The sequence below is a fragment of the Paenibacillus anaericanus genome (genome assembly GCF_003994475.1).
Lineage (GTDB): Bacteria > Bacillota > Bacilli > Paenibacillales > Paenibacillaceae > Fontibacillus > Fontibacillus anaericanus.
This window is the reverse complement of sequence record NZ_RZNY01000011.1, coordinates 165,720-190,404: the sequence shown is the minus strand read 5'-3', so window position 1 is coordinate 190,404 and position 24,685 is coordinate 165,720. Positions and strand designations below refer to the sequence as shown.

25 protein-coding genes are annotated in these 24,685 nt (G+C 41.5%); 23 read left to right on the top strand and 2 right to left on the bottom strand.

Annotated elements, in window-relative coordinates:
• The first annotated feature begins 326 nt into the window (after positions 1-326).
• From EJP82_RS14945 to EJP82_RS14930, 4 genes are all read left to right on the top strand, one after another.
• The gene (locus tag EJP82_RS14945; protein ID WP_127192864.1) at positions 327-1,697 is read left to right on the top strand and encodes a serine hydrolase domain-containing protein; all 1,371 of its coding nucleotides are present in this window, start codon (positions 327-329) and stop codon (positions 1,695-1,697) included.
• Between the two features lie 48 nt (positions 1,698-1,745).
• Positions 1,746-2,603, top strand: coding sequence for an AraC family transcriptional regulator (locus tag EJP82_RS14940; RefSeq protein ID WP_127192863.1), 858 nt, complete (start codon positions 1,746-1,748; stop codon positions 2,601-2,603).
• Positions 2,604-2,670: 67 nt separating this feature from the next.
• Positions 2,671-3,666 carry an aldo/keto reductase gene (locus EJP82_RS14935; RefSeq protein ID WP_425464346.1) on the top strand — a complete coding sequence of 332 codons (996 nt, stop codon included), beginning with the start codon at positions 2,671-2,673 and terminating at the stop codon, positions 3,664-3,666.
• A 168-nt stretch (positions 3,667-3,834) separates the two neighbouring features.
• Positions 3,835-5,391, top strand: a complete 1,557-nt coding sequence (locus tag EJP82_RS14930; protein WP_127192861.1) for an ABC-F family ATP-binding cassette domain-containing protein — start codon at positions 3,835-3,837, stop codon at positions 5,389-5,391.
• 64 nt (positions 5,392-5,455) lie between these two features.
• On the opposite strand, the gene EJP82_RS14925 is transcribed toward EJP82_RS14930, so the two are convergent.
• The gene (locus tag EJP82_RS14925) at positions 5,456-6,151 is read right to left on the bottom strand and encodes a L,D-transpeptidase family protein (RefSeq protein WP_127192860.1); all 696 of its coding nucleotides are present in this window, start codon (positions 6,149-6,151) and stop codon (positions 5,456-5,458) included.
• Between the two features lie 144 nt (positions 6,152-6,295).
• Here EJP82_RS14925 and EJP82_RS14920 point away from each other — a divergent pair, with 144 nt between their 5' ends.
• Positions 6,296-6,562 (top strand): hypothetical protein, encoded by a 267-nt coding sequence (locus EJP82_RS14920; protein WP_127192859.1) that lies wholly within the window; start codon positions 6,296-6,298, stop codon positions 6,560-6,562.
• Positions 6,563-6,701: 139 nt separating this feature from the next.
• Here the strand turns inward: EJP82_RS14920 and EJP82_RS14915 are convergent, their stop codons facing one another.
• The gene (locus EJP82_RS14915; protein ID WP_127192858.1) at positions 6,702-7,457 is read right to left on the bottom strand and encodes an exodeoxyribonuclease III; all 756 of its coding nucleotides are present in this window, start codon (positions 7,455-7,457) and stop codon (positions 6,702-6,704) included.
• Positions 7,458-7,666: 209 nt separating this feature from the next.
• On the opposite strand from EJP82_RS14915, the gene EJP82_RS14910 reads away from it, so the two are divergent.
• The 18 genes from EJP82_RS14910 (at position 7,667) to EJP82_RS14825 (ending at position 24,645) form a co-directional block, all read left to right on the top strand.
• The gene (locus tag EJP82_RS14910) at positions 7,667-9,496 is read left to right on the top strand and encodes an assimilatory sulfite reductase (NADPH) flavoprotein subunit (RefSeq protein WP_127192879.1); all 1,830 of its coding nucleotides are present in this window, start codon (positions 7,667-7,669) and stop codon (positions 9,494-9,496) included.
• Between the two features lie 36 nt (positions 9,497-9,532).
• Positions 9,533-11,257 carry an assimilatory sulfite reductase (NADPH) hemoprotein subunit gene (cysI, locus tag EJP82_RS14905; protein ID WP_127192857.1) on the top strand — a complete coding sequence of 575 codons (1,725 nt, stop codon included), beginning with the start codon at positions 9,533-9,535 and terminating at the stop codon, positions 11,255-11,257.
• Between the two features lie 216 nt (positions 11,258-11,473).
• Positions 11,474-12,424 carry a serine hydrolase domain-containing protein gene (locus EJP82_RS14900; RefSeq protein ID WP_127192856.1) on the top strand — a complete coding sequence of 317 codons (951 nt, stop codon included), beginning with the start codon at positions 11,474-11,476 and terminating at the stop codon, positions 12,422-12,424.
• Entirely contained in the window at positions 12,402-12,911 is a 510-nt protein-coding gene (locus EJP82_RS14895) for a tetratricopeptide repeat protein (RefSeq protein ID WP_127192855.1), read from the top strand. Before EJP82_RS14900 ends, EJP82_RS14895 begins: the two co-directional genes overlap by 23 nt.
• Before the next feature lie 181 nt (positions 12,912-13,092).
• A complete protein-coding gene (locus EJP82_RS14890) occupies positions 13,093-14,304 on the top strand; it encodes an MFS transporter (RefSeq protein WP_127192854.1) in 1,212 nt (403 codons plus the stop codon).
• Between the two features lie 102 nt (positions 14,305-14,406).
• Positions 14,407-15,024 (top strand): TetR/AcrR family transcriptional regulator, encoded by a 618-nt coding sequence (locus EJP82_RS14885; RefSeq protein WP_127192853.1) that lies wholly within the window; start codon positions 14,407-14,409, stop codon positions 15,022-15,024.
• Positions 15,024-16,853, top strand: a complete 1,830-nt coding sequence (locus EJP82_RS14880; protein WP_127192852.1) for a UbiD family decarboxylase — start codon at positions 15,024-15,026, stop codon at positions 16,851-16,853. The genes EJP82_RS14885 and EJP82_RS14880 overlap by 1 nt, the downstream gene beginning before the upstream one ends.
• Before the next feature lie 251 nt (positions 16,854-17,104).
• Positions 17,105-17,371 carry a metal-sensitive transcriptional regulator gene (locus EJP82_RS14875; RefSeq protein WP_127192851.1) on the top strand — a complete coding sequence of 89 codons (267 nt, stop codon included), beginning with the start codon at positions 17,105-17,107 and terminating at the stop codon, positions 17,369-17,371.
• A gap of 41 nt (positions 17,372-17,412) precedes the next feature.
• Positions 17,413-17,724 (top strand): rhodanese-like domain-containing protein, encoded by a 312-nt coding sequence (locus tag EJP82_RS14870; RefSeq protein ID WP_127192850.1) that lies wholly within the window; start codon positions 17,413-17,415, stop codon positions 17,722-17,724.
• 60 nt (positions 17,725-17,784) lie between these two features.
• Positions 17,785-18,147 (top strand): rhodanese-like domain-containing protein, encoded by a 363-nt coding sequence (locus EJP82_RS14865; protein ID WP_127192849.1) that lies wholly within the window; start codon positions 17,785-17,787, stop codon positions 18,145-18,147.
• 47 nt (positions 18,148-18,194) lie between these two features.
• Entirely contained in the window at positions 18,195-18,581 is a 387-nt protein-coding gene (locus tag EJP82_RS14860) for a rhodanese-like domain-containing protein (RefSeq protein ID WP_127192848.1), read from the top strand.
• A 172-nt stretch (positions 18,582-18,753) separates the two neighbouring features.
• Positions 18,754-19,302 (top strand): PadR family transcriptional regulator, encoded by a 549-nt coding sequence (locus EJP82_RS14855; protein WP_127192847.1) that lies wholly within the window; start codon positions 18,754-18,756, stop codon positions 19,300-19,302.
• A gap of 36 nt (positions 19,303-19,338) precedes the next feature.
• A complete protein-coding gene (locus EJP82_RS14850) occupies positions 19,339-20,166 on the top strand; it encodes an SDR family oxidoreductase (protein ID WP_127192846.1) in 828 nt (275 codons plus the stop codon).
• A 224-nt stretch (positions 20,167-20,390) separates the two neighbouring features.
• Positions 20,391-21,605, top strand: coding sequence for a cell wall-binding repeat-containing protein (locus tag EJP82_RS14845; protein ID WP_127192845.1), 1,215 nt, complete (start codon positions 20,391-20,393; stop codon positions 21,603-21,605).
• 147 nt (positions 21,606-21,752) lie between these two features.
• A complete protein-coding gene (locus EJP82_RS14840) occupies positions 21,753-22,472 on the top strand; it encodes a response regulator transcription factor (RefSeq protein ID WP_211350113.1) in 720 nt (239 codons plus the stop codon).
• A complete protein-coding gene (locus EJP82_RS14835) occupies positions 22,459-23,868 on the top strand; it encodes a sensor histidine kinase (protein ID WP_127192844.1) in 1,410 nt (469 codons plus the stop codon). The genes EJP82_RS14840 and EJP82_RS14835 overlap by 14 nt, the downstream gene beginning before the upstream one ends.
• Positions 23,865-24,065 carry a hypothetical protein gene (locus tag EJP82_RS14830; RefSeq protein WP_127192843.1) on the top strand — a complete coding sequence of 67 codons (201 nt, stop codon included), beginning with the start codon at positions 23,865-23,867 and terminating at the stop codon, positions 24,063-24,065. The genes EJP82_RS14835 and EJP82_RS14830 overlap by 4 nt, the downstream gene beginning before the upstream one ends.
• A gap of 22 nt (positions 24,066-24,087) precedes the next feature.
• Positions 24,088-24,645 (top strand): GNAT family N-acetyltransferase, encoded by a 558-nt coding sequence (locus tag EJP82_RS14825; RefSeq protein WP_127192842.1) that lies wholly within the window; start codon positions 24,088-24,090, stop codon positions 24,643-24,645.
• Positions 24,646-24,685 lie beyond the last annotated feature (40 nt).

Below are 24,685 nucleotides of genomic sequence, written 5' to 3'. Positions count from 1 at the left end.
ATTCTCTTATCGAGGTGTCCACTTTTTATTCTAGTTCTAAATCTACAGTTAACTAACGATATTTCCTCATTATTGGACAATATGCTGATATTAGCGGGAGGAAATCCTTTTAATCAAAGTACGATTAGATAAAGTGGTAAAATACATGGAGCATTTCCAGCTAAAGTAGAGGTATCCCAGGAAAGTAGTGTTTCCAGCAAGAGTAGAGGTTCCCAGATAAAGTATTGTTTCTAGCAAGAATAGTGTTAACGTAACGCATTCTAAATACATAACTCATACAGTATTCTGTTTTTTTGGCAAATTGAACTAAGGAGAGAGAACAGCGCATGACAAAGAAGCTTGTAGCGTTGACGATCACCCTGGGTATAATTACAACACTCACTACATCCGCATGGGCGGGGGGAGATGGTATTGGAACAGCAACTAGTACTCTAATTGGAACTGGAACTGGAACTGGAACTGGCTCTGGCTCTGGCTCTGGCTCTGGAACTGTATCTGGAACTGTATCTGGAACTGTATCTGGAACTGTATCTGCTACCCCAAGTCCCGCCCTTGTCAAAGTAAATAATCTTCCAAAGTATGATATTACCAAACTCTTGACGCTGTTTGATGATAAATACCGCGCCCAGAATTTCCGTTCTATGAATACGATTCTACCAAGTACTATAATCAAAGCATCCAACACACCCTATCAATTCAAAGAAAACATCAAACCTCTAAAGAATCTAACCTACACATATGAGGGCAAGAAGAAGCAATTAATTGGACTACTAGAACAAACTCAAACTACGGGATTTATCGTTATTAAGAACGGAACTATCGTCCATGAAGAATACTATCTTGGAAACAGCATGACAGCCAACAATACATCCTGGTCTATGGTGAAACCCTATTTATCAGCTCTGATTGGTATTGCGATTCAGGATAAGAAGATTAATAGTGTGAATGATAAGGTGACGAAATATTTGCCCGAACTATCCAACTCAGCGTATAAAGGGGTTACGATCAAACAGGTATTACAAATGTCCAGCGGGGCTAAGTTCAATGAAGATTATGCGGATCCAAGCTCAGATGTTAGTAAAATGATTCCTGCACTCTTCTTTTTTAATATGCCAGCCTCTCAAATCGTTGCTAAAGTAACCTCTGAGAGTAAACCAGGAACATTCAAATATAAAAGTGTGGATGCACAAGTTCTCGGAATGTTGATTCACAAGACTACGGGACTTCAGCCTGACAAATATTTAGAGAAGAAGCTTTGGCAACCACTTGGTATGGAGAGCAATGCTTATTGGAATACGGATATGCGTGGGAATGATCTATCTTTTGGATTCCTTAGTGCAACCTTAAGAGATTTTGCAAAACTCGGTGAATTATATATTAATGATGGCAAATGGGGGAGTCAACAGATCATTCCTAAGCAGTGGATTCAAGAATCTGTGCATCCCGATCGTGACAGCCTCCAACCAGGTGTTGCAAGTTCAGACTTCGGTTATCAATATCAATGGTGGTATCCGAAGGACAACAACGGCACTGAGTTTGTAGCGATTGGTATGAGCGGTCAATATACTTATGTGAATCAATTAGAAAAAGTAGTCATCGTTAAGACATCTGCGGATGCGAACTTCTATGGAGATAGCTACGAGAATATTACTGCATTTCGCACTATTGTAGAAGATTTAAAGAAGTCAAAGAAATAGGATCGTTTCAGGACAGATGTATATGAAATTAAAGGGGAACTACAATCTATGAGCCATTTTCAATGTAATCCATTTCGCCCTTTGGAGGGCAATCCGGCCTCTATTCATCTGCTTTTTTGGGGAAAGGAAGATTGTGTTCCAGGGCATACCGTCGGACCCGGAGTTAGGGACGTATACAAAATCCATTTCATTCATAAAGGAAAAGGTATTGTGCGAGTTGGTGCAGATACGCTTGAGCTTGTAGCCGGACAAGGATTCTTAATCATTCCTGACGTTGTTTATTATTATGAAGCGGATGATGCTGATCCTTGGACATATTCGTGGATTGGATTTCAAGGAGAGGATGTCCCCGAATTATTGAGCCGTACCTATCTAACCCCGACTAGTCCTGTTTTTCCTATGGATAATAAAATCATGCCGACATTATATGAGCAATTATCGAGTGCTTCTCTATCACAGATAGCTTTGGATTTGAGGCTGAGTAGTATCTTTTACGATTTTTTGGCAACATGGATAGAGACGACACAGAATAATTTACCTAAAATGAGTATGTCGCGGGGGCAAGATCGGTACGTTCACCAGACGCTGGAGTTTCTACATGCTCACTTTTGTGAGGATATTTCATTAGCCCATCATGCAGAGAGTATGGGGATAGACCGTAAGCATCTTAGCGTATTATTCAAAAAGGCACTCGATGTACCGCCTCGCGAATACTTGATGCATTATCGTATGAACAAAGCGTGTGAATTACTGGGCACAGGTAAATATACGGTGGGTGAGGTAGCAAGATCTGTAGGATATCAGGACCCTCTTTTATTCTCTCGAATGTTTAAAAAGGTAAAGGGAATGCCACCAAGTAATTATCAGCACAATCAACGTGAAAATCAGACATTAATCCATATTTAACATCCCTTTAGTTATGGGAAATCCTACGTTCTATCTATACAATGTATTTATTCAGTATAGAGGAGTGATGAATGTGGTATATGTAGCAGATGATAAGAGATACGAAATGATGACATATCGGAGATGTGGGAATAGTGGCCTTAAACTACCCGCTATTTCGCTAGGACTATGGCATAATTTCGGTGGTATAGATAAGTATGAGAATGGAAGAGCCATGGTGAGACGAGCATTCGATCTAGGGATCACGCATTTTGACTTAGCTAATAACTATGGTCCACCCGCTGGTTCAGCAGAAGAAACTTTCGGCAGAATTTTAAAAGATGATCTTGGCGCCTACCGTGATGAATTAATTATATCGACCAAAGCAGGTTATTACATGTGGCCAGGTCCATATGGGGAATGGGGATCTAAGAAGAGTTTAGTCGCTAGCCTAGATCAAAGTTTGAAAAGAATGGGACTTGATTATGTTGATATTTACTATCACCATCGTCCGGATCAGGATACTCCGCTTGAAGAGACCATGGCAGCACTTGACCTGCTAGTTCGTCAGGGTAAAGCACTTTATGTTGGACTTTCAAACTATTCGCCTGAAATGACAATTGAAGCTTCTCGAATTCTCAAGAGACTCGGTACGCCTTGTCTTATCCATCAACCTCAGTATTCTATGATGGGACGTGGACCGGAGCAAGGGTTACTTCAAACCTTAGAGGAAGAAGGAATCGGCTCGATCGCGTTCTCACCTCTACATAAGGGGATTCTGACGGATCGTTATCTAAATGGAATAGCGCCGGATTCCAGAGCTGCAGGGCCTAGCGTATTTATGAACTCGAATGAACTGACAGATGAGGTGCTAGCGAAAGTTACTAAGCTTAATGAACTGGCTGCAGAGCGTGGACAGAAACTTTCTCAAATGGCGCTGGCTTGGGTACTCCGTGGGGGTAAAGTCACTTCTGCTTTGATCGGGGCAAGTAAAGTCAGTCAAATCGAAGATGCGGTAGGAACCATTAACAATCTGTCCTTTACAGATGAGGAACTGACACGAATAGATGAAATATTGGCCTAATATTTGATTATAGTCTATAAAAGGATATAGCAATCAATTAAAAACACAAACAGGGGTGCTCAGCGCTCCTGTTTGTGTTTTAATTTAAAATGGAGTGAGGATTGAGTTATTCAGCTGATTACGCTTATAATATAACGAGAAAATATCAAACAGAAAAGGTGTCAATTCATGAGTATATTAAATGTAGAAAAGTTAAGTCACGGTTTTGGAGATCGCGCCATTTTCAATGACGTATCCTTCCGCCTGCTCAAAGGGGAGCATATCGGACTCATTGGATCCAACGGTGAAGGTAAGTCCACTTTTATGAACATCATTACTGGCAAACTTCAACCGGATGAGGGTAAAATCGAATGGTCCAAACGCATGCGTGTTGGATATCTCGATCAGCATGCAGTGCTTAACAAAGGTATGACGATCCGCGATGTCCTGAAGGGGGCATTCCAATATCTGTTCGACATGGAACAAGAGATGAATGACATGTACGGCAAGATGGGTGACGTCTCACCAGAGGAACTTGAGCAAATGCTTGAGGATGTTGGAACGATTCAAGATACTTTGACTAACCAGGATTTCTATATGATCGATGCTAAGATTGATGAAACTGCACGTGGACTTGGTATTACCGACATTGGATTGGATAAAGACGTCAACGATCTTAGTGGTGGACAGCGTACAAAGGTTTTACTAGCGAAGTTGCTACTCGAAAAACCTGATATCCTGCTCTTGGACGAGCCGACAAACTATCTCGATGAGCAGCATATCGAATGGTTAACTCGCTATCTGCAAGAATATGAGAATGCATTTATTCTGATCTCTCATGATATTCCATTCCTGAACAGCGTTATTAACCTGATCTACCATATGGAGAATCAGGAGCTTAACCGCTATGTTGGTGACTATGACTATTTCCAACAGGTCTACGAAATGAAGAAATCGCAATTGGAATCTGCCTATAAACGCCAACAGCAAGAAATTGCGGGTTTGAAGGACTTTGTAGCCCGTAACAAAGCGAGTGTGGCGACCCGTAACATGGCGATGTCCAGACAGAAGAAACTTGATAAAATGGATGTTATTGAACTTGCCAAGGAAAAACCTAAACCACAGTTTAACTTCATGTACTCTAGAGCATCTGGCAAAATGGTATTCGAAACTACGGATCTCGTCATCGGTTATGAAGAACCACTATCCAGACCGCTTAACCTCCGTATGGAACGTGGTCAAAAGATCGCACTTGTCGGAGCAAACGGAATTGGTAAAACAACATTGCTACGGAGTATTTTAGGAGAAATTCAAGGGTTAGAGGGATCTGTTCGCCGTGGAGAGAACCTTGACATTGGTTATTTCGAACAGGAAATGAAGGATGCCAACTACAATACATGTATCGAGGAAGTATGGAATGAATTCCCTTCCTATTCTCAGTTCGAAGTACGCGCGGCTCTTGCGAAGTGCGGGCTAACAACCAAACATATTGAGAGCAAAATCACCGTACTAAGCGGTGGTGAGAAGGCAAAGGTAAGACTTTGCAAGCTGATCAACCGTGAATCGAACTTGCTCGTACTCGATGAGCCTACGAACCACTTGGATGTGGATGCTAAAGAGGAACTTAAGCGCGCACTTAAGGCATATAAGGGTAGTATTCTGCTCATTTCCCATGAACCTGAATTTTACAAAGATGTTGTTACAGAAACATGGAATTGTGAATCATGGACGACGAAAGTATTCTAAATGATGCTTTAATTTGTAAGTCAAAAGCCGATCAACCTCTAAAGGTGATCGGCTTTTTGTTGTTTTATTCAACTAAGCCTAGACGCTCATAAATAATTTCCGAAACTACACCATTAGAAATGATTCCTTGATCTCGTTGAAACTGTTTAACCGCTACAGTCGTGGAGGCACGGAATTTCCCATCGCATCTGCCGAAGAAGTACCCTGCGCTTTTCAATCGGCTTTGAATTAACTGAACATCGGCACCAATATCACCCTCAGCAAGTATCCTTGGTTCACGATTGAGTTCACCAAGAACGTGACCATAAATCGTTACTTTGGTTCCGATAGGAATGAGATCATATAATTCTTTCACATCGTGATTGTTCATACGAATACAACCGTGACTGAGATGCTGACCAATGGAAGAGGGCTTATTCGTACCATGGATCCCGTAAATTCCCCAAGGTATATCTAATCCAAGCCATCGTGGACCAAACGAGGCTCCCCAGTCCTTTCCTTTGTAAATGATGTGGAATTCACCAATAGGTGTCGGAGTAGAAGGATCCCCTACGGCAACCTTATAAGACTTATATAGACGATGATCTTTCATCACAATTAATTTATGCTGATGGGGATAAACTTCAATGGATATTACCTCAGGCTCCATGATCAAGGGGAGGACAGGAACGACTTGAGCATTAATATGCTCTAATGGAATGGCAATGAACAGAACTATCAGACTCATGATATTCAAAATGAAACAACGAAGAGGGAGCATTTGTTCACCATAATCCTATGTGTTATGTGTTTATTAAAGTTTGCCCAGATCTCTTGGATTCATGCGACGTATAGTATCTAACGGTCTGACTCAAATTATATGGGTACTGATATTACACCTAAACCATACTTGAGGAGGATGGACATGCAAAACCCATATTCAAGTTTACAAGCACAAAGTCCGTTAGCCGACGCGCAGCAATCAGTAGGAAAAGTTCATCGCGCAGTGAAGCAAGCACAATCTCATCCGAGTGATGAAACGGTGGAGAATGCCTATAATGCAATTAATAAGGCGGAAAATGCGTTGTCACAAGCAGCGGGAAGCTTGAATCAGGAGCCGCTGCAGCGGGCATATGAAGATCTACAGCAAGATCAAGCCGATCTCGAACAAGTCGAAGACTTATTGAATTAGGATTTCGAAGCATAACGAAAGCGAAAAGGTCTTTCGATCGCTGGAGGATATAATACCTGAGAATACCAAAAATGCCCTAGGAACATCATTCCTTGGGCATTTTTGTTTCAATTAATTCATATAGTTAATGACATTAATATTACAGATTAATATCCAATACAACAGGGCAATGGTCGCTACCCATAATATGGGGATGAATTTCCGCATGGATGAGGGACTCGGTTAATTTAGAGGAGACCAAGAAATAGTCAATTCTCCATCCCACATTTCGTTCTCTAATCTTTGGCATATAGGACCACCATGAATACGCACCAATCTGATCCGGGTAGAAATGACGGAACGTATCGACAAATCCAGCCTCTTGGAGTTCTGTCATCTTACCGCGCTCTTCCGTAGTAAAGCCAGAGTTGTTGCGATTAGAGGCTGGATTCTTCAAATCAATGTCTTGATGAGCGACATTCAGATCACCGCAAATGATAACTGGCTTCTGAGCGTCTAGCTGTAATAGGTAACTCCGGAACCGATTTTCCCATTCCATACGATAGTCAAGTCGGGACAGATCGCGCTTGGCATTTGGGGTGTAGACATTAACTAGATAGAAACTGTCAAACTCCAGCGTGATAATCCTACCCTCAGGCTCATGATCCTCTTCAATACCATAACGCACCGAAAGGGGCTTAATTCGTGTGAAGATAGCAACTCCCGAGTAGCCCTTTTTTTGCGCATAATTCCAATATTGCTCGTACTCCTCGCTGATCTCTAAGTTAATCTGACCCTCTTGTAGCTTAGACTCTTGAATACAAAATATATCTGCTTGGACCTCATTAAAGTAATCCACAAAACCCTTCGTAACACATGCCCTCAGGCCGTTTACATTCCATGATATCAGCTTCATTATTGTTATCTCCTTACACTTTGCTATAGTCTAGTGTCTCTATTATATCATGCTAGATAGAATCCGTTCCTTTATCAATAATCCTGATAGACTTTATAAGATCATTCTAATTGACCTGTTACATCAGCTATGATAAGTTCAAAGAAGAAGATTAATTAGATGGATTTACTGGGAATTAATAATAAAGTTAGTTGCGAGAGGTGAACATGTTGGAACTCCAAGTCACAAACAGTCCTTTTAATCAGGAGCAAGTAGAATTACTTAATCGTTTATTACCTTTGTTAACAGAGTCACAACGTTTATGGTTGAACGGGTATCTTACTGCTCTACAGGGAACAGTAGCTTCCGCTACATTAGTGCCCACTGTAGCACCAGTTACGGCGACGGCTACAAATGAGCAAGTCACCTCCAAAGAGGTCACCGTTCTCTTCGGATCGCAGACGGGTAATTGTCATGGACTAGCAAAAAAGGTGTCCAAAAGACTAGAAGATCAAGGATTTCAGGTAGTGCTCACATCCATGGGTGACTTCAAGCCAAATAACTTGAAGAAAATCCAAAACCTACTCATTCTAGTCAGTACTCATGGAGAAGGAGAACCGCCGGACAACGCGATTCCTTTCCACGAATTTCTGAATAGCAAAAGAGCACCTCAATTAGATGGCTTACGTTATTCAGTGCTCGCATTAGGAGACACGTCTTATGAGTTCTTCTGCCAAACGGGTAAGGATTTCGACAAACGTCTGGAAGAGCTAGGCGGCAAGCAACTTGTTCCGCGTGTGGATTGTGACGTGGATTTTGACGAACCCGCTGCGGAGTGGATCAATCAAGTGTTGGGGTCTTTAAAGGAATCAACTGGTTCCGTAGTTACTAACGGAGTTAGTAGTGTAGGGATCTTGGAGAATGCGGAATCCGAATATTCTCGTACGAATCCGTTTCAGGCTGAGGTGCTGGAGAATTTAAACTTGAATGGCCGTGGATCGGACAGAGAAACTCGCCATATTGAGATCTCTCTAGAAGGATCAAATCTTCAATACGAGCCCGGTGATAGCTTGGGGATCTATCCTGAGAATAATGCTCGGCTTGTGGATGAACTAATTGCCGCGTTCGGATGGAAAACTGACGAACAAATTACTTTACATAAGACGGGGGAAGTGCGGACATTAAGAGATGCGTTACTTCGCCATTTTGAAATCACAGTACTAACTAAACCTTTACTGACGAAATTGGCTGAACTTACAGGAAACTCTCGACTGAAGGAGTTACTGGCGGTAGACCACGAAGAAGAGCTACGGACATATCTTAGTGAACGAGATTTACTGGACTTAGTAGAAGACTACTCTCTTCAAGGAGTTGACGCGAGTGAATTCGTAGCCCAATTGCGCAAAATTCCCGCACGACTGTACTCGATTTCCAGCAGTCCACAAGCATTCCCAGATGAGGTACATGTTACGGTCCGTTCGGTGCGATACGAAGCTAAAGGCCGTGATCGATATGGCGTTTGCTCGGTACAACTGGCAGAAAGAATTCAGCCCGGCGACACATTGCCTGTATACATTCAACATAATGATAATTTCAAACTTCCCGAGAATGGGGACACACCAATCATCATGATCGGACCAGGTACAGGAGTAGCACCATTCAGAGCCTTCTTAGGTGAACGAGAAGAGGCTGGGGCAACTGGAAAGACGTGGCTGTTCTATGGGGATCAGCATTTTGCCACCGATTTTCTATATCAATTAGACTGGCAACGTTGGCTCAAAGACGGCGTGCTAACTCATATGGATGTAGCATTCTCCCGTGACACGGATAAGAAAGTGTATGTACAGCATAGAATGCTCGAACAGAGTCAGGAGATTTATCAATGGTTGCAAAATGGGGCTGTTGTGTATGTATGCGGTGACGAGAATAAGATGGCTCATGACGTACATGCGGCTCTGATTACAATCCTTGAGCAAGAGGGTGGTCTTGGCCCAGCAGAAGCAGTGGAATACTTGACCCAAATGCAACAGAAAAAACGTTATCAGCGGGATGTTTACTAATGATTAGTTCCGAGGATTACGAGAGGAGAAAGCTAAATGTCCGATAACAACTTATTGTCGTCAAACAGTGCCCCACATAGCGATGTTGAAGATATCAAAACCAGAAGTAATTACCTCCGCGGAACGCTTGTTGAGGTGCTTCAAGATAGAATCACAGGGTCTATACCCGAAGATGAGAACCGGTTAATGAAATTTCATGGCAGTTATATGCAAGATGACCGTGATTTACGCAATGAACGGAAGAAGCAGAAGTTAGAACCAGCTTATCAGTTCATGCTACGAGTAAGAGCCCCTGGAGGTGTAGTGACTTCCGATCAGTGGCTTATGATGGACCGAATTGCAGGACAATATGGTAGTGGAACTATTCGACTGACCACTCGTCAATCGTTTCAGTTACATGGTGTACTTAAATGGAACATGAAGAAGACGATCCAAGAAGTGAATGATTCGTTGCTAACCACACTTGCTGCTTGTGGAGATGTAAACCGCAACGTGATGTGTAACCCGAATCCGGAGCAATCCGAAATACATGCAGAAGTATACGAGTGGGCCAGTAGACTCAGCAAACATTTAGAACCTCAGACGAATGCCTATCACGAGATCTGGCTTGACGGCGAGAAGGTGGTGGACAGTCAAGAGAGTAGTGAAGAACAAGAACCGATCTATGGATCTGTGTATTTACCACGTAAGTTCAAAATTGGTCTAGCGGTTCCTCCTGCCAATGAAGTTGACGTATTTTCCCAAGACCTCGGATTAATTGCAATTATTGAAAATGGGAGTCTAAAGGGATTCAATGTTAGCGTAGGTGGCGGAATGGGGATGACGCATGGTGATTCAGAGACCTATCCTCAAATCGGTCAAGTGATTGGATTCTGTACACCAGAGCAAGTAATTGAATTGGCGGAGAAGACGGTTACCATTCAACGTGATTACGGAGATCGATCCGTCCGCAAACATGCCCGGTTTAAATATACGATTGACGATCGAGGGATCGATTGGTTCATACAAGAACTGAGTAATCGACTAGGATGGGGGCTTGAGGAAGCTCGGCCTTATCATTTTGATCATAATGGTGATCGTTACGGCTGGGTAAAAGGGACCCATGGAAAATGGCATCTGACGCTATTTATCCAGAATGGACGGATCAAAGACGAAGATAACTACCAGTTGATGACGGGTCTACGCGAAATTGCCAAGGTCCATACAGGAGATTTTCGGCTTACTCCAAACCAGAATTTGATCATAGCGGGAGTTACTAGCCAGAAGAAGAAAAAGATCGAAGAGTTAGCAAAGAGTCATGGGCTCATCGATGGGATCCATTATTCGGCTTTACGAAGAAATTCCATGGCATGCGTAGCTTTTCCAACTTGTGGACTTGCGATGGCCGAATCGGAGCGCTACCTGCCAACCTTGCTGGATAAGATTGAACCGCTGCTGAAGGAAGCTGGCTTGCAGGATGAGGATATTGTCATTCGTATGACAGGTTGTCCAAATGGTTGTGCCAGACCCGGTTTGGCGGAGATCGCCCTTATAGGTAAAGCCCCAGGCAAATACAACTTGTATTTGGGTGGTGGGTTTGCTGGGAACCGGTTGAACAAACTGTATAAAGAAAACATTGGTGAAACAGAGATTCTGCAATCATTGCAACCCATCATTGTCCAATATGCCAAAGATCGACGTAAAGGCGAACACTTTGGAGATTTTACTATCCGCACAGGATACATCCAAGAAGTTCGTTCTGGTCTAGACTTTCATTCGTAAGTTTGTAAAAACGAAGTGCCCTTAAGACGGGGTACTTCGTTTTTTTTGAAGCTACAATACTAAAAGCCGCAAAAAAGGAATATTTTAGGATAGAAAAGTAAAGTGATGTGTTATAATTTAACAATCCAGAAGGGACGTGAAACCGTTGGTATAACTCATTGTAGTTAATAATCTCTTGCTATTTGATAATTTAATAAAATAATCGGAGGTAATACAATGAGTACTATACAGCGTATTATTGAAAACTTGGATCTGATCGTACCTCAATTCTTTCATGATGGACTCGCTCCTGGATTAGCTGTGGGTGTCGTATATGATCATCAGATGATCTACGCGAAGGGCTTCGGAATAAAAAATGTGCAGACTGGAGAAGCCATCGACGAACACACCTTGTTTCACATGGCCTCCGTATCCAAAACATTAGTTGTGACGGGGATTATGCAGCTTGTGGAGCAAGGTGAAATTAACTTGGATGCCTCTGTATCCACTTATTTACCTTACTTCATATTGGCAGATGATAGGTATCAACAAGTTACTGTTCGTCTGCTCTTAAATCATACATCTGGCATGCCTGATGAGGATGACTTCGGTTGGGATCGTCCTGAATATGATGAGGGAAGCCTGGAAAGGTATGTTAGAAGCATGCACGATCATAAACTTTTAAAGGATCCTGAGGAATCATTTTATTACAGCAATATTGGCTTTGAAATTTTGGGTGATGTGATAGCCAAGGTGAGTGGAATCTCGTTCGAGCAGTATATGAAAGAGCGAATTTTAATTCCAACATCGATGCTGGAAAGTTCGTTTTTATTACAAGAGATTCCTTATAATGAACTTGCGACACCCCATATATTAGGGATAAAAGAAGGGTTTGGTCCTGAGATAAGTGAAGTATTTCCTTATCATCGTGCCCATGGTCCAAGTTCCACTTTATATACCAATGTCGTTGAGTTGTGCAATTACGCACTTACCCACTTGAATCGGGGCGAAACGTCAGGTGGATCAAGGATTCTTGGAAACAATAGCTATGATGAAATGTGGACTCAAAATGCTCCTACCTATTATGAAGGCTGGTCTGAGTTTGTTGGACTTGGATGGTTTTTGGGACAATATAAAGGGTGTAACGTAAGATCTCATTTCAGGAATGGACACCGGCTTCCGGAGTAATCTTCTGCTTCTACCTGAGAATGGAGTAGCTATAGCTATTATGACGAATGCCGATTTTGTCGGTAATAAAGTCCTTTGTGAGGCAATTCTAGATATTGTACTTGGCGAAGAAGTTCAATATGTAAAGAGATCATTAGCGTCTCATTTAGTTAAGATCACAATTACTTCTGGAGTTGAAGCTGCAATAAGTGAATATACTCAGATTCAACAGTTTAGCCTGGAGAGATATCTTGTTCATGAAGGTGAATTTAATGCTTTTGCTTACATGATGTTGGAAAGCGGATGGCTTCAGGAAGGAATTTCAATATTGGAACTCTCTATTCGGTTATTCCCTGAATCGTCCAATTTGTATAATAGTCTCGGTGAGATGTATTTGCTCTCGGGCAATCGTAACCTAGCATTGCAACACTATCAAAAGTCCATTGAGCTGGACCCAAATCATAAAGAGGGTATACTCAAAGTTAACGAGTTGCTTGGTGTGATATAGCAGAGCATTGTATTTATGTAATAGACCGCGGTTATTAAACTGCGGTCGTCTTTGCGTCTTATTACAATTATGAAAATATACTTTTCATATCTATTGAATTCCCAGCAAAAGATGTGATATCATTTCACAGAACGAACGTTCAGTATAAACGAATTTAATTTTAATAATGGGGGATTCATCGATGAAATTACTTACTAGGAACAAAGGAGCCCTTCTGTTATTAATGCTAAACATTTTCCTTGTCTTTATGGGCATAGGACTTGTTGTACCCGTCATGCCGCAGTATATGACGGAGCTAAATATCAACGGAAGTCTTGTGGGAATGCTCGTAGCTGCCTTCTCATTGACTCAGTTTCTATTCTCACCCATAGCGGGTAGATTATCCGATGCTTTAGGGCGGAAGAAAATCATTGTTGCTGGGATGATCATATTTGCCATCTCAGAGTTAATGTTTGGATTGGTTAGTACGTCACTTCTTCTATTTGTTTCAAGAATGATGGGGGGAATAGGGGCAGCTCTGATCATGCCTGCTGTTATGGCATATGTAGCAGATGTCTCATCATCGGAAGAAAGAGCCACAGGAATGGGTTTCATCAATGCGGCAATTACAACAGGGTTTATCATTGGCCCGGGTATTGGTGGATTTATAGCAGAGTTCGGGATACGTGTTCCTTTTTACTGCGCAGGTATTGCTGGTGCAGTAGCTGCCTTAGTTACATCACTCATTTTGCCTGAATCTACAACTCAAGAACAACGTGATCAGCTGAAGAAGGATTCGGGGAAATCCCAAAGTCTTGTCAAACAACTCATCCATTCTTACAAGGCACCGTATTTTTTCAGTTTGATCATCGTATTCGTTATGGCATTTGGCTTAGCAAATTATGAAACGGTCTTTGGATTGTTCGTAGATCATAAATTCAGCTTTACTCCTAAAGATATTGCCATTATTATTACCTTTGGCTCTATATCTGGCGCTGTAGTACAACTTACCCTCTTTGGGTGGATTTTGAATCGCTTTGGCGAAAATAAAGTTATTTCCGTTTGTCTATTTATGGCTAGTCTGACTGTTCTGTTAACGCTCTTTGTGAACAGCTACTGGATGATTATGGTCGTGACGTTCATTGTTTTCTTGTCCATTGATATTCTACGTCCAGCCATCAGTACGAAAATGTCGAAAATGGCTGAAGGACAACAAGGGTTCGTTGCCGGATTGAACTCAGCCTATACAAGTTTAGGGAATATCGCGGGACCTATCGTAGCCGGTCTCTTGTTCGATATTAATATCAACTTCCCTTACGTATCTGCTGCATTTGTACTACTGCTCTGTTTTGGACTTTCTGTTATGGCAGCTAAAGGTAAGGGAAATAAGAAAGCAGCACCTACAGAGCTTTAGTTTGCAGAGAGCTTTGTTCCAATTTATATAAATATATTCCGAGTTGGACTATAATTTATATATTATAGTTCCAACAAATCACCCAGGACGGAGTTGAATGCAATGAATAAGAGACAACTGCAAAGCTCGCAGACCAAGAAAAGGGTGGCCGATTCAGCACGTGCTTTATTTGTTCAGAAGGGGTATGCAGCGACCTCGATAGAGGATATCGTGAATGCAACGGGAAGTAGTAAAGGTAATATTTATTATCATTTTAAGAGTAAAGAGGGCCTTTTCCTCTATCTAATAGATGAATGGGAGCGGGACTGGAACGAGAAATGGAAAGAGAAAGAACCCCATTTCAAGACCGTCAAGGACAAGCTCTACGGGTTCGCTGAACATATGGTGGTAGAGGATTTGAATCATCCACTCACCAAAGCTGCTAATGAGTTCTTTAACAAGGAAGAAAAAGAACATGATATTGAAGAACGTATTCATACATTAATGGCATCCCACATCGAGTTTAATAAGAACCTAATCCAACAAGGGATTGATAGTGGGGAATTATCGAACCACAAGGATACACATGGACTTGCGCTAATATTTGAAGGTTTGTTCATTGGTCTTAGCCAAGTATCAAGCCAGTCAAGTATGCCGGCGGCACTTGAATTGTATAAACAAGCCATTGAAGTGTTCCTTTATGGGATCTCAGCAAGTATGCAGAATGGAGCTAAACTATAATGTATCGTAATTTAGAAGATTGCATTATCGACTTAGAGAAGAATGGACATTTAGTTCGTATCAAAGAAGAAGTAGATCCCTATCTTGAGATGGCTGCAATTCATATGAAAGTTTATGAGGCTGGCGGTCCGGCATTGTTATTTGAAAATGTAAAAGGTTCGAAATTCCGTGCGGCGTCCAACATTTTCGGTTCTATTGAGCGCAGTAAATTTATCTTCCGCCAAACATGGACATCCGTACAGAATGTCATGGCATTACGTAACGATCCAATGAGTGCAGTCAAACATCCATTTAAAAATATCGGTAACGGCTTGGCAGCCTTCAAAGCACTCCCTTTGAAGAAGTATGGCAACCTCCCAGTTACTGCTCAGGAGATCCAAATATCGGATCTTCCGCTGATTCAGCACTGGCCTATGGATGGCGGTGCTTTCGTTACGTTACCTCAGGTCTATACAGAAGATCCGGACAACCCAGGGATTATGAATTCCAATTTGGGTATGTATCGAATTCAACTCAGTGGCAATGAGTATGAGATGAACAAAGATATTGGCCTACATTATCAAATTCACCGTGGGATCGGAGTCCATCAAGAGAAAGCGAACAAACTGGGGGCTCCCCTTAAAGTGAGCATATTCGTAGGAGGACCGCCCGCGCATACCCTTGCTGCAGTCATGCCTTTACCTGAAGGGCTAACCGAGATGACGATAGCTGGCTTACTTGCTGGGCGTAATTTTCGCTATAATTATGTCGATGGCTACTGTATTAGTAGCGATGCTGATTTTGTTATAACGGGAGAAATTCATCCCGGCGATACGAAACCAGAGGGACCATTTGGAGATCATCTAGGTTATTACAGCCTCACGCATCCTTTTCCAGTTATGAAAGTGCATAAAGTGTATGCCAAGCCCAATGCTATTTGGCCATTTACAGTTGTGGGACGACCACCACAAGAAGATACTGCATTTGGAGAGCTTATCCATGAGCTAACAGGGGATGCTATCAAACAGGAAATTCCGGGCGTCAAAGAAGTGCATGCCGTGGATGCAGCAGGTGTGCATCCGTTACTTTTTGCAATAGGTAGTGAACGGTATACGCCTTACCAGAAAGTCAAACAACCTGCTGAATTGCTCACGTTAGCCAACCGGATATTAGGCACAGGTCAACTGAGCTTGGCGAAGTATTTATTTATAACGGCAGAAGAGGATCAACCGATTGATTCACATCATGAAGTAAATTTCTTAACCTACATTTTGGAACGATTGGATCTTCATCGAGATATACATTTTTATACGAATACGACAATCGACACGCTTGATTATTCAGGGACTGGTATCAATAGTGGTAGTAAAGTGGTTATTGCCGCTTATGGAGATAAGAAGAGAGAATTGTGTACTGAAGTTCCTGCTGAATTGAAAGACATCCGAGGTTATGAAAATGCGAAACTAGTAATGCCTGGTGTCGTGGTCCTTCAAGCACCTAAATTTACTAATTATGCTGAAGTAGCGCAGGAACTAGCCGGATTAAGTAAGGCTATTCACGAAAAAGGTGCCATACCTTCTTGTCCGATGATCGTTCTTTGTGACGATAGCTCATTTATGAGTGCGACAATTAGTAATTTCCTATGGGCTACATTTACACGAAGCAATCCTTCCCATGATATTTATGGTGTGAATAGTTATTATGAGAATAAACATTGGGGCTGCGATAATTTGATTATTGATGCTCGTACCAAACCACATCAAGCACCACCGTTAATTGCTGATCCTAAGGTTGAGAAGAACATTGAGCGGTTATTTGTAAAAGGGGCTAGTTTAGGCGGCATAATTTAAGGAATGATAAATAAGGGTGTTAAAGAGATATTTACGAGATCTAGGTGTAGTCTAGATTGCCCGATCTTCATACAAGTAAGAGACCACTCAACAGGAGCGGTCTTTTTTTGTTGTCGGACAATATTTACGGCCTCGGTTCAATGTAAGCTCTCACGGTAAGCGATGTGAGTTTAATTATTTGACAGGAGGCGGATTTAAGTTTAATCTTATACCCATAGGGGTATGCGTATCCTGATTTGGGAGGGACAAGTATGGAATATAATTATAGTAATGAAATGAAAACCCGACTCAGAAAAATCGAAGGTCAAGTGCGTGGAGTCCTTCGTTTAATGGAAGAAGGCAAGTCTTGTAAAGATGTCGTGAGTCAATTGTCAGCTGTTAGAAACGCCGCAGATAAAGCGATGGCACAAATTGTTGCCGAAAACTTACACAAGTGCATTTTGGAAGAACAAGATGCTGGCGGAGATACTGACAAAGTTGTCAAAGAAGCGATTGAGTTACTAGTAAAAAGTCGTTAAGGTAATTAATATTACGGATCCACACAAAAGGAGAAATTACAATGGCATTTCAAATTTCGAAAGAAATCACACCTACAGAACTATCCAATCGTTTAAATATAGGGGAAGCCCCGGTAATTATTGATGTACGAGAACCTGCTGAATGGGCAGATGGGCATATTGCTGGTGCTAAGCATATCCCACTTGGACAATTGACAGGAAGACTTGATGAACTTGATAAGGATATAGAGATGATCATTGTCTGCAGAAGCGGTGGACGGAGTGGACTTGCCTGTGAATTGTTGAGCGAGCATGGGTTTGATGTTGTAAATATGACAGGTGGACTTATGAGCTGGAATGATGAATTGATTTAGGTTAAGATTCGTGGAACTTGATCGGACAAGGACATCTTATTACAAGGAGGATGACGACAGATGCCCATTCTTCTACTGCTACTTGTTAGCGGTGTAATAATTGGGATAATAAGAATGAACTGGCCTGTTCGCCAGCTCATTTTTGTAGATAAACAGGTACTTACAGACACTTCAACAATTCAAACTAATACCATGAAAATGCTTGATGTCCGCGACGCTGTAGATTTTGCACAATGTCATATAGAAGGTTCGATTAATATTTCCTTGGGACGATTACCCTTTGTCTGGGAGAAGGAGCTTTCTTCAGAGGAACCAGTACTCATCCTAGCGAGCAGTCGCTATAACAGCAAGAGAGCAGCACGATTTTTAAAAAGTCGAGGTTTTAACCAGTTGTATGCGATGAATGACCGATATTGCGCTTAAGTCATATAGACGATGAAGTGAAAGGTAGAAGAAAGGGTGAGAATCATTTGAATAGCTCAATTTTTAATAATATTTTCGTAGTTGTTCTCCTCTTGATTTTTATATACATTCGGTTTGGTCCGACGAAGGGACTAAGAACATTAAAAGCTAAGGAATTCCAGCGTGAGATTGAACAATCTTCAGACCGGATGCTTATTGATGTCCGCGAACCAAGTGAGTATAAGAATGGACATATTCCAGGGGCTAAGAACTTTCCTCTATCTCAAATTAGTCACTATATCAATGACATACCGAATGATCAGGATATCTTTTTATATTGTAAAAGCGGTATGCGGAGTAAGAATGCGGCACTAATCCTTCGCAAGAATGGTTACACGAGACTAAACCATTTGCAAGGTGGTATAGGCTCTTGGCGAGGTGAAATTTCGAAATAGTATGGTATGAAAATAGGACAGTTAAAATCAAAACAGCGGCATTCTCGGATCTTACATGATCCCAGATGCTGCTATTTTTTTAAATATATATATTGACGTGATATATATCAGACTGATATAGTGTGTATTGTGATATACAATTATTTCTAAATACTCAAGTGGAGGTTATGATTTGAACAGTCAGGATGTTATTTTAGGCATGCTTATGAAAGAGTCGTTGACTGGTTACGAGATAAAACAGTTGCTAGAAGATGTTTTCTCATATTTCTATGGTTCAAGCTATGGAACGATCTATCCCACACTTACTCGTCTTGAGAAGGAGGGGTTGATCACGAAGGAAGGCGTACTTCAGGAGGGTAAGCCTAACAAAAATGTTTTAAACATTACGGATAAAGGACGAGAGTGTTTCAAGGCTTATTTACTTGGGCCACTGGAAGAAGATAGTACTAAAAAGTCGGATTTTATGATGAGGCTTTACTTCGGTGAATTTGTTGGGTACGACAAAGTGATTGCCTGGTTAAAGCAAGTACAAGAGCAAGCGCAAAGTAATTTAAATCAATTAAGTGAGAGGTATTCGCTTCATCGAGATGAAATGCATCCGGCTCAGATCATATGTATCCAGATTGGGATAAATGAATATAAGGCTAAACTTGAGACGATCGCCCAAGGATTGTTTAGCATAGAGAAGTTAGCTCAAGAGAAGAAGAGCAGTGTTAATTAAATTAATGCTAACAAACTTTAGAGGAGGAATTATGAAATGAAAACAATATTTATCACGGGTGCTTCATCAGGAATTGGGAGAGCTACAGTCAGACACTTTGCTGAAAGAGGATGGAATGTAGTTGCAACCATGCGAACTCCGGAAAAAGAAATTGAATTCATGCCATTAAATAATGTATTAGTGCTCAAGCTTGATGTAGAGAAAAAAGAAACGATTCAAAATGCGGTAACCAAAGCAATTCAGCATTTTGGTAAAATTGACGTACTTCTAAATAACGCGGGTTATGGAACGATGGGAATCCTTGAAGCAGCTACTGATGAGCAGATTAGAAGGCAATTTGAAGTGAACGTTTTTGGTTTGATCAATATGACTAAAGCGATGCTGCCGCATTATAGATCTAATCAAGAAGGAATGCTGATTAATATTTCTTCTATGGGAGGAATAGTTACCTTTCCTACCATGTCTCTTTATCATTCAACTAAATTTGCGGTTGAGGGCTTATCTGAATCATTATCTTATGAGCTGTTATCACAAAACATAAAAGTAAAGTTGATTGAACCAGGAGCAATACATACGGACTTTGGTGGAAGATCGATGGAGTTCTATTTTGATGATTCACTAACGGACTATAAACAGTTTACAACTACATTTTTGGGAAAATTGTCTGAGATGGAAAAATCCCCAACCTATGCTTCGCCCCCAGAACTGGTTGCTGAGGCTATATTTCAAGCAGCAACAGATGGTACAAACCAATTCCGCTATGTTATTGGTGAGGATGCTAAGATGCTCATTCAAATGAAGGAAGATTGCGATGATGAAGATTATTTGAGTAATATAACTCAGCATTTTCTTAATCAAGCGTAACCGAAGAAAATCAAGTTATTCGTATATTTGCAGGAATCCTGAAAAATAAAGCTTTAATGACAGTGCGTACCGATACTTCATCGGTGCGTGCTTTTTTTTGCAAAAGTGCTTGAGAATTTCTATATAACCACACAGTTTCCACAAAATTGAGGGTTAAAATGTATTAGATGTCACTGATTTTGAAAATACAGATAACTCATAAGGAAACAGGAGGTGGGAGATTTATGAAAAAGGCTTTTAAAGTTGGATTAGTTACGGTCGCCGCTGTATTTGTTTTATCAGCATGTACAAGTAAAGCAAGTAACAACAAATCTGCCGACACTGGAGAACAAACCAAAGAGAGTAATATTCAAGTCGTGAAGCCTTGGATTGCATCTAAGAACACGACCCGAGTGAATACAAGCGATCCTGTGGAAGCCGCGGTGATTGTGTCCCAATCGTTATGGATGGCGACAAGCAAGGACAACCGACCGGGAAGCATTATTCTTACCGACCCGGATAACTGGCAAAATGCAGTGGCTAGTGCCGATTTAATTCATCATCCGAGCAATGGACCAATCTTGTTCGTGACTAAGAATGGAATCCCAGCTGCTACAGCCAGTGAAATCAAACGGCTTCAGCCTAAAGGTGTGGAAATCAACAATGGGGTTCAGGTGATCCTCGTTGGTGATCTGGATCAGAATGTTGAGGATCAAGCCAAAGACCTTGGGTTCAAGATCGATAAGGTAACGGGTGACAATCCAGCCGCCTTAGCCAAGGCTATAGATGCTTACTACACGAATTTAGCAGGAGAGAATCCCTCTTCAGTGGTCATTGGATCGATGGAGAGTCAGGAATATACCATGCCTGCGATCAATTGGATCGCGCATATGCCTGAACCATTGCTTTATGTGAATAAGGATGAGATCCCACTAGAGACGGTTGAAGCTCTACAAACGAGAGGTGGCAACGCGAACATTTATATCCTTGGTCCAGAGTCCGTTATTACGACAAAGGTAGAGAAAGAACTCCAACAATACGGTCAAACCGTACGCATATCAGGAGATGATCCTTACGCAAACGCTATAGCCTTTGCACAGTTTAAAGACAAGACAACAGGCTTTGGGTGGGGAATTACTACACCTGGGCACAACTTTTCGTTTGTGAATTCCGATACGCCTGCTTTTGCCTTAGCGGGTGCACCTTTTTCCCATTTAGGAAAACATGCTCCACTGCTCTGGACGGACAAAGACGCCATGCCTGAATCGGTTATGAATTATGTAATGTCTCTGCAACCTAAATATGATCAGTCTCCGACAGAAGGACCGTATAATCATGCATGGTTAATTGGATCTGAGAAATCAATTAGCCTCAAAGGTCAAGGGGAAATAGACAACATGCTAGAAATCGTTTCAAAATCAGGCGAAGGACATGAGAACATGCCAGGTATGCATCACTAGTTCAAGTGTACTGTAGTAAGGGAAAGAAGCACGGTTCAATCGAATCGTGTTTTCTTTTTCACTGGAGTGTCGCTGTGGACGTTTGTTTATTTAAGCTATAATGTATTGTATTGTTATTTGTTAAGATAGTTAAGGGAAGGTGTTTACGTGTCAAAACTTCAAGTCTTAGTGGTAGATGATGAATGGAATATGCGGAATTTATTACGGATCTATTTAACGAAGGAAGGATTTGAAGTGAAGGAGGCCTCTAACGGCCATGAAGCTTTATCTCTAGCGGGAAAGCATGCTTTTGACATTATTATATTAGACGTAATGTTACCCGATATGGATGGTTGGCAGGTATGTAAAGCGATTCGCGAGAATGATCAGGTCGCCATTCTGATGCTGACGGCTCGTTCAGAAACGAAAGACAAGGTGTATGGACTGGGAATTGGGGCTGACGATTATCTAACCAAACCTTTCGAACCGGAAGAATTTATTGCCCGGGTCTACTCCATCATTCGACGGTCAGCTATTACACATTCCTCTGTCCAGCTACAAGAACCGACAATAGAGCTTCAAGGTATTCGGATTTTGCCAGAAGCTCGTGAAGTATATATTCAAGATCTTCAGGTTGATTTCACGCAAAAGGAATTCGATTTAATCCTGGCATTTGCTAAGAGTCAGCAACGTGTATTTAACAGAGAAGAACTTGTGAGTTTGTTATGGGGCTATGAACATGCCGGAGAATTCCGTGTCATTGATACACATATCAAGAACATTCGAGATAAGGCGCTCAAGGCGGGGCTTCCATATAATCCAATTCAAACCGTATGGGGTGTTGGATATAAGTTTAATCGAGGTGGTGTACTGAGTGAGAAGGAATAGAATTGGATTTAAGCTTGGACTAGTAATCTTGTCTGTATTTGTGCTTGTCCTGACCTCACTTGGTTTGGCCATTGATCGTATGTTTACGAATTTTTATAATACTGAAAAGCGAACAGAAGTTGATGAACTAACTACACATTTCACGATGATGGCCGAATCCCCCAATATATCTACAGATAGGATGTTACTTAAGTTCGCAGATTTTTCAAATGTGAGTATTGTATATATTGATGAAAAGGGAAATATTCAAGCCCATTCAGGGGAAATCGATCCATCGGACACCTCTTTTATTCGTTCTGGGGATGTGAAGACTCTTTTCACAGGTAATGCAGTGAGTCTCGAGTACACCAATAAAGACGGCGAACGTTACTTCGTAGCAGCAAGGCCTATTCCAACTGAAAGCGAACAAGAAATCACTTCTTCTTTGTATGTATTGTCGTCGACGAAGCATATGGATTCCTCGATATCTGCGGTCCGCAAACTATTAGTTCTCTCAGGAGTCGGAGCATTCCTCTTGGCTTTAGGAATCATCTGGATTATAGCGCAAATTCTCTCAAGACCGTTGCTTCAAATGCGGGATGTGACACGCAAAATCGCCGTGGGTGATTTGGATGCGAGATTAAGTATTAACAGTAATGATGAAATTGGATCCTTAGCTGAGGCGATCAATAACTTGGCAGAAGACCTGCAACGATACAGGGATACAAGACAGGAGTTTTTTGCAAATATATCCCATGAACTAAGGACTCCGATTACTTATCTAGAAGGATATTCAAAAGTAGTTAAGGATCGCTTATATGATACAGACGAAGAGAGAGATCAGTATCTCGATATCATTCACCAGGAATCCCTTCGCTTACAACATTTAGTGAACGATTTGTTTGAATTGGCGAAAATGGAGGAAGGAAAAATTAGCCTCTCATCGGAATGGATTGATCTTACGGAGATCACGGACAACGCGGTTCGTAAAATTCAATTAAAAGCGAACGATAAAGGATTACAGTTGAATACACATATCAGTCGTAGTATTCCCTTGATTTATGGAGATGGACTTCGTACAGAACAAGTTCTGATCAATCTGTTGGAGAATGCAGTTCGTTATACGGAGAAAGGTGAAATCAATGTCTACTTACAAGAGGAGCCAACCTATGTATACATAGCAGTAGAAGATACGGGAATAGGTATTCCGGAGGACGAGTTACCTCTCATCTTTGAACGCTTCTATAGGGTAGAGAAGTCTCGATCAAGGCTACATGGGGGAACTGGACTCGGTTTATCCATCGCCAAAAGATTGCTAGAACTACAAGGAGGAGAGATGTTAGTCACCAGTACAATCGGTATCGGAACCCGCTTTGAAATCAGATTTATGCGAGATGAACAGGGGGAGCATACGTGAAAAAGTCCGAGTGGCTACTGGCCATCATAATTATGGCGATGGGCTTGATGTGCATGATGGTACCGGCAAACTCATTTGGAGGCATGTCGTTGGTTCAATTTGGGCGGGATGCCGGGAAATTTTGTATATATATCATGGCATTAATCGGTATAATTATTGTTATATACTTCCTTATTGTTAAAAGAGGTAAGCGTTGACTTGTATTTGGGGGGAGAGAAAATGTACAAGGATTTTACGATTGAATGTAAAGATATTATTTTGCGTGAGTATAGAGTAGAGGACATAGATGCAATGTACGCTATTACTTGCGAACCCGAGGTGTTAGAATTTTTGCCCGATTGGAATGCACCTAAGGAGCAACGACTTGATTGGCTCGTTAATTATGAAATAGGAGAAAACAAACAGTTTTTGAAAGCGGTAGCAGAAGGTGGGGCCATCGGGGAACTCCGTCTACGTCTTGCGGTTATATCAAAGGAAACCGGAGAATTTATCGGTTGGTGTTGTTCTGGGATCAAAGAGGAATTACCACCACCGAACAGAGAAATTATGTATGCTATTTCCAACAAATATTCAAACAAGGGTTACACGACTCAAGCAGTACAGGGCATGGTTAATTATTTATTTGAAAATACCGATGTGGAGGAACTGGTCGCCTTAGCCTTAACTCATAATATTCCCTCAAATAGAGTCATACAAAAAAGCGGTTTCGAATCTGTTGGGATTACTGAGATAGAAGATGAGAAATATCATTACTATAGATTATGTAGCGGGAAGTAGGGTTCTTCATAGTTTCTTGACATTTACCTAGTATAATTAA

What these genes read in the sequence shown, in the direction of transcription:
- cysI (WP_127192857.1), top strand. Translation starts at nt 9,533, where the DNA reads ATGTCCGATAACAACTTATTGTCGTCAAACAGTGCCCCACATAGCGAT.
- EJP82_RS14865 (WP_127192849.1), top strand. Translation starts at nt 17,785, where the DNA reads ATGCCCATTCTTCTACTGCTACTTGTTAGCGGTGTAATAATTGGGATA.
- EJP82_RS14885 (WP_127192853.1), top strand. Translation starts at nt 14,407, where the DNA reads ATGAATAAGAGACAACTGCAAAGCTCGCAGACCAAGAAAAGGGTGGCC.
- EJP82_RS14895 (WP_127192855.1), top strand. Translation starts at nt 12,402, where the DNA reads ATGGACACCGGCTTCCGGAGTAATCTTCTGCTTCTACCTGAGAATGGA.
- EJP82_RS14845 (WP_127192845.1), top strand. Translation starts at nt 20,391, where the DNA reads ATGAAAAAGGCTTTTAAAGTTGGATTAGTTACGGTCGCCGCTGTATTT.
- EJP82_RS14930 (WP_127192861.1), top strand. Translation starts at nt 3,835, where the DNA reads ATGAGTATATTAAATGTAGAAAAGTTAAGTCACGGTTTTGGAGATCGC.
- EJP82_RS14925 (WP_127192860.1), bottom strand. Translation starts at nt 6,151, where the DNA reads ATGCTCCCTCTTCGTTGTTTCATTTTGAATATCATGAGTCTGATAGTT.
- EJP82_RS14880 (WP_127192852.1), top strand. Translation starts at nt 15,024, where the DNA reads ATGTATCGTAATTTAGAAGATTGCATTATCGACTTAGAGAAGAATGGA.
- EJP82_RS14850 (WP_127192846.1), top strand. Translation starts at nt 19,339, where the DNA reads ATGAAAACAATATTTATCACGGGTGCTTCATCAGGAATTGGGAGAGCT.
- EJP82_RS14920 (WP_127192859.1), top strand. Translation starts at nt 6,296, where the DNA reads ATGCAAAACCCATATTCAAGTTTACAAGCACAAAGTCCGTTAGCCGAC.
- EJP82_RS14935 (WP_425464346.1), top strand. Translation starts at nt 2,671, where the DNA reads ATGAATGTGGTATATGTAGCAGATGATAAGAGATACGAAATGATGACA.
- EJP82_RS14915 (WP_127192858.1), bottom strand. Translation starts at nt 7,457, where the DNA reads ATGAAGCTGATATCATGGAATGTAAACGGCCTGAGGGCATGTGTTACG.
- EJP82_RS14945 (WP_127192864.1), top strand. Translation starts at nt 327, where the DNA reads ATGACAAAGAAGCTTGTAGCGTTGACGATCACCCTGGGTATAATTACA.
- EJP82_RS14900 (WP_127192856.1), top strand. Translation starts at nt 11,474, where the DNA reads ATGAGTACTATACAGCGTATTATTGAAAACTTGGATCTGATCGTACCT.
- EJP82_RS14940 (WP_127192863.1), top strand. Translation starts at nt 1,746, where the DNA reads ATGAGCCATTTTCAATGTAATCCATTTCGCCCTTTGGAGGGCAATCCG.
- EJP82_RS14870 (WP_127192850.1), top strand. Translation starts at nt 17,413, where the DNA reads ATGGCATTTCAAATTTCGAAAGAAATCACACCTACAGAACTATCCAAT.
- EJP82_RS14890 (WP_127192854.1), top strand. Translation starts at nt 13,093, where the DNA reads ATGAAATTACTTACTAGGAACAAAGGAGCCCTTCTGTTATTAATGCTA.
- EJP82_RS14875 (WP_127192851.1), top strand. Translation starts at nt 17,105, where the DNA reads ATGGAATATAATTATAGTAATGAAATGAAAACCCGACTCAGAAAAATC.
- EJP82_RS14825 (WP_127192842.1), top strand. Translation starts at nt 24,088, where the DNA reads ATGTACAAGGATTTTACGATTGAATGTAAAGATATTATTTTGCGTGAG.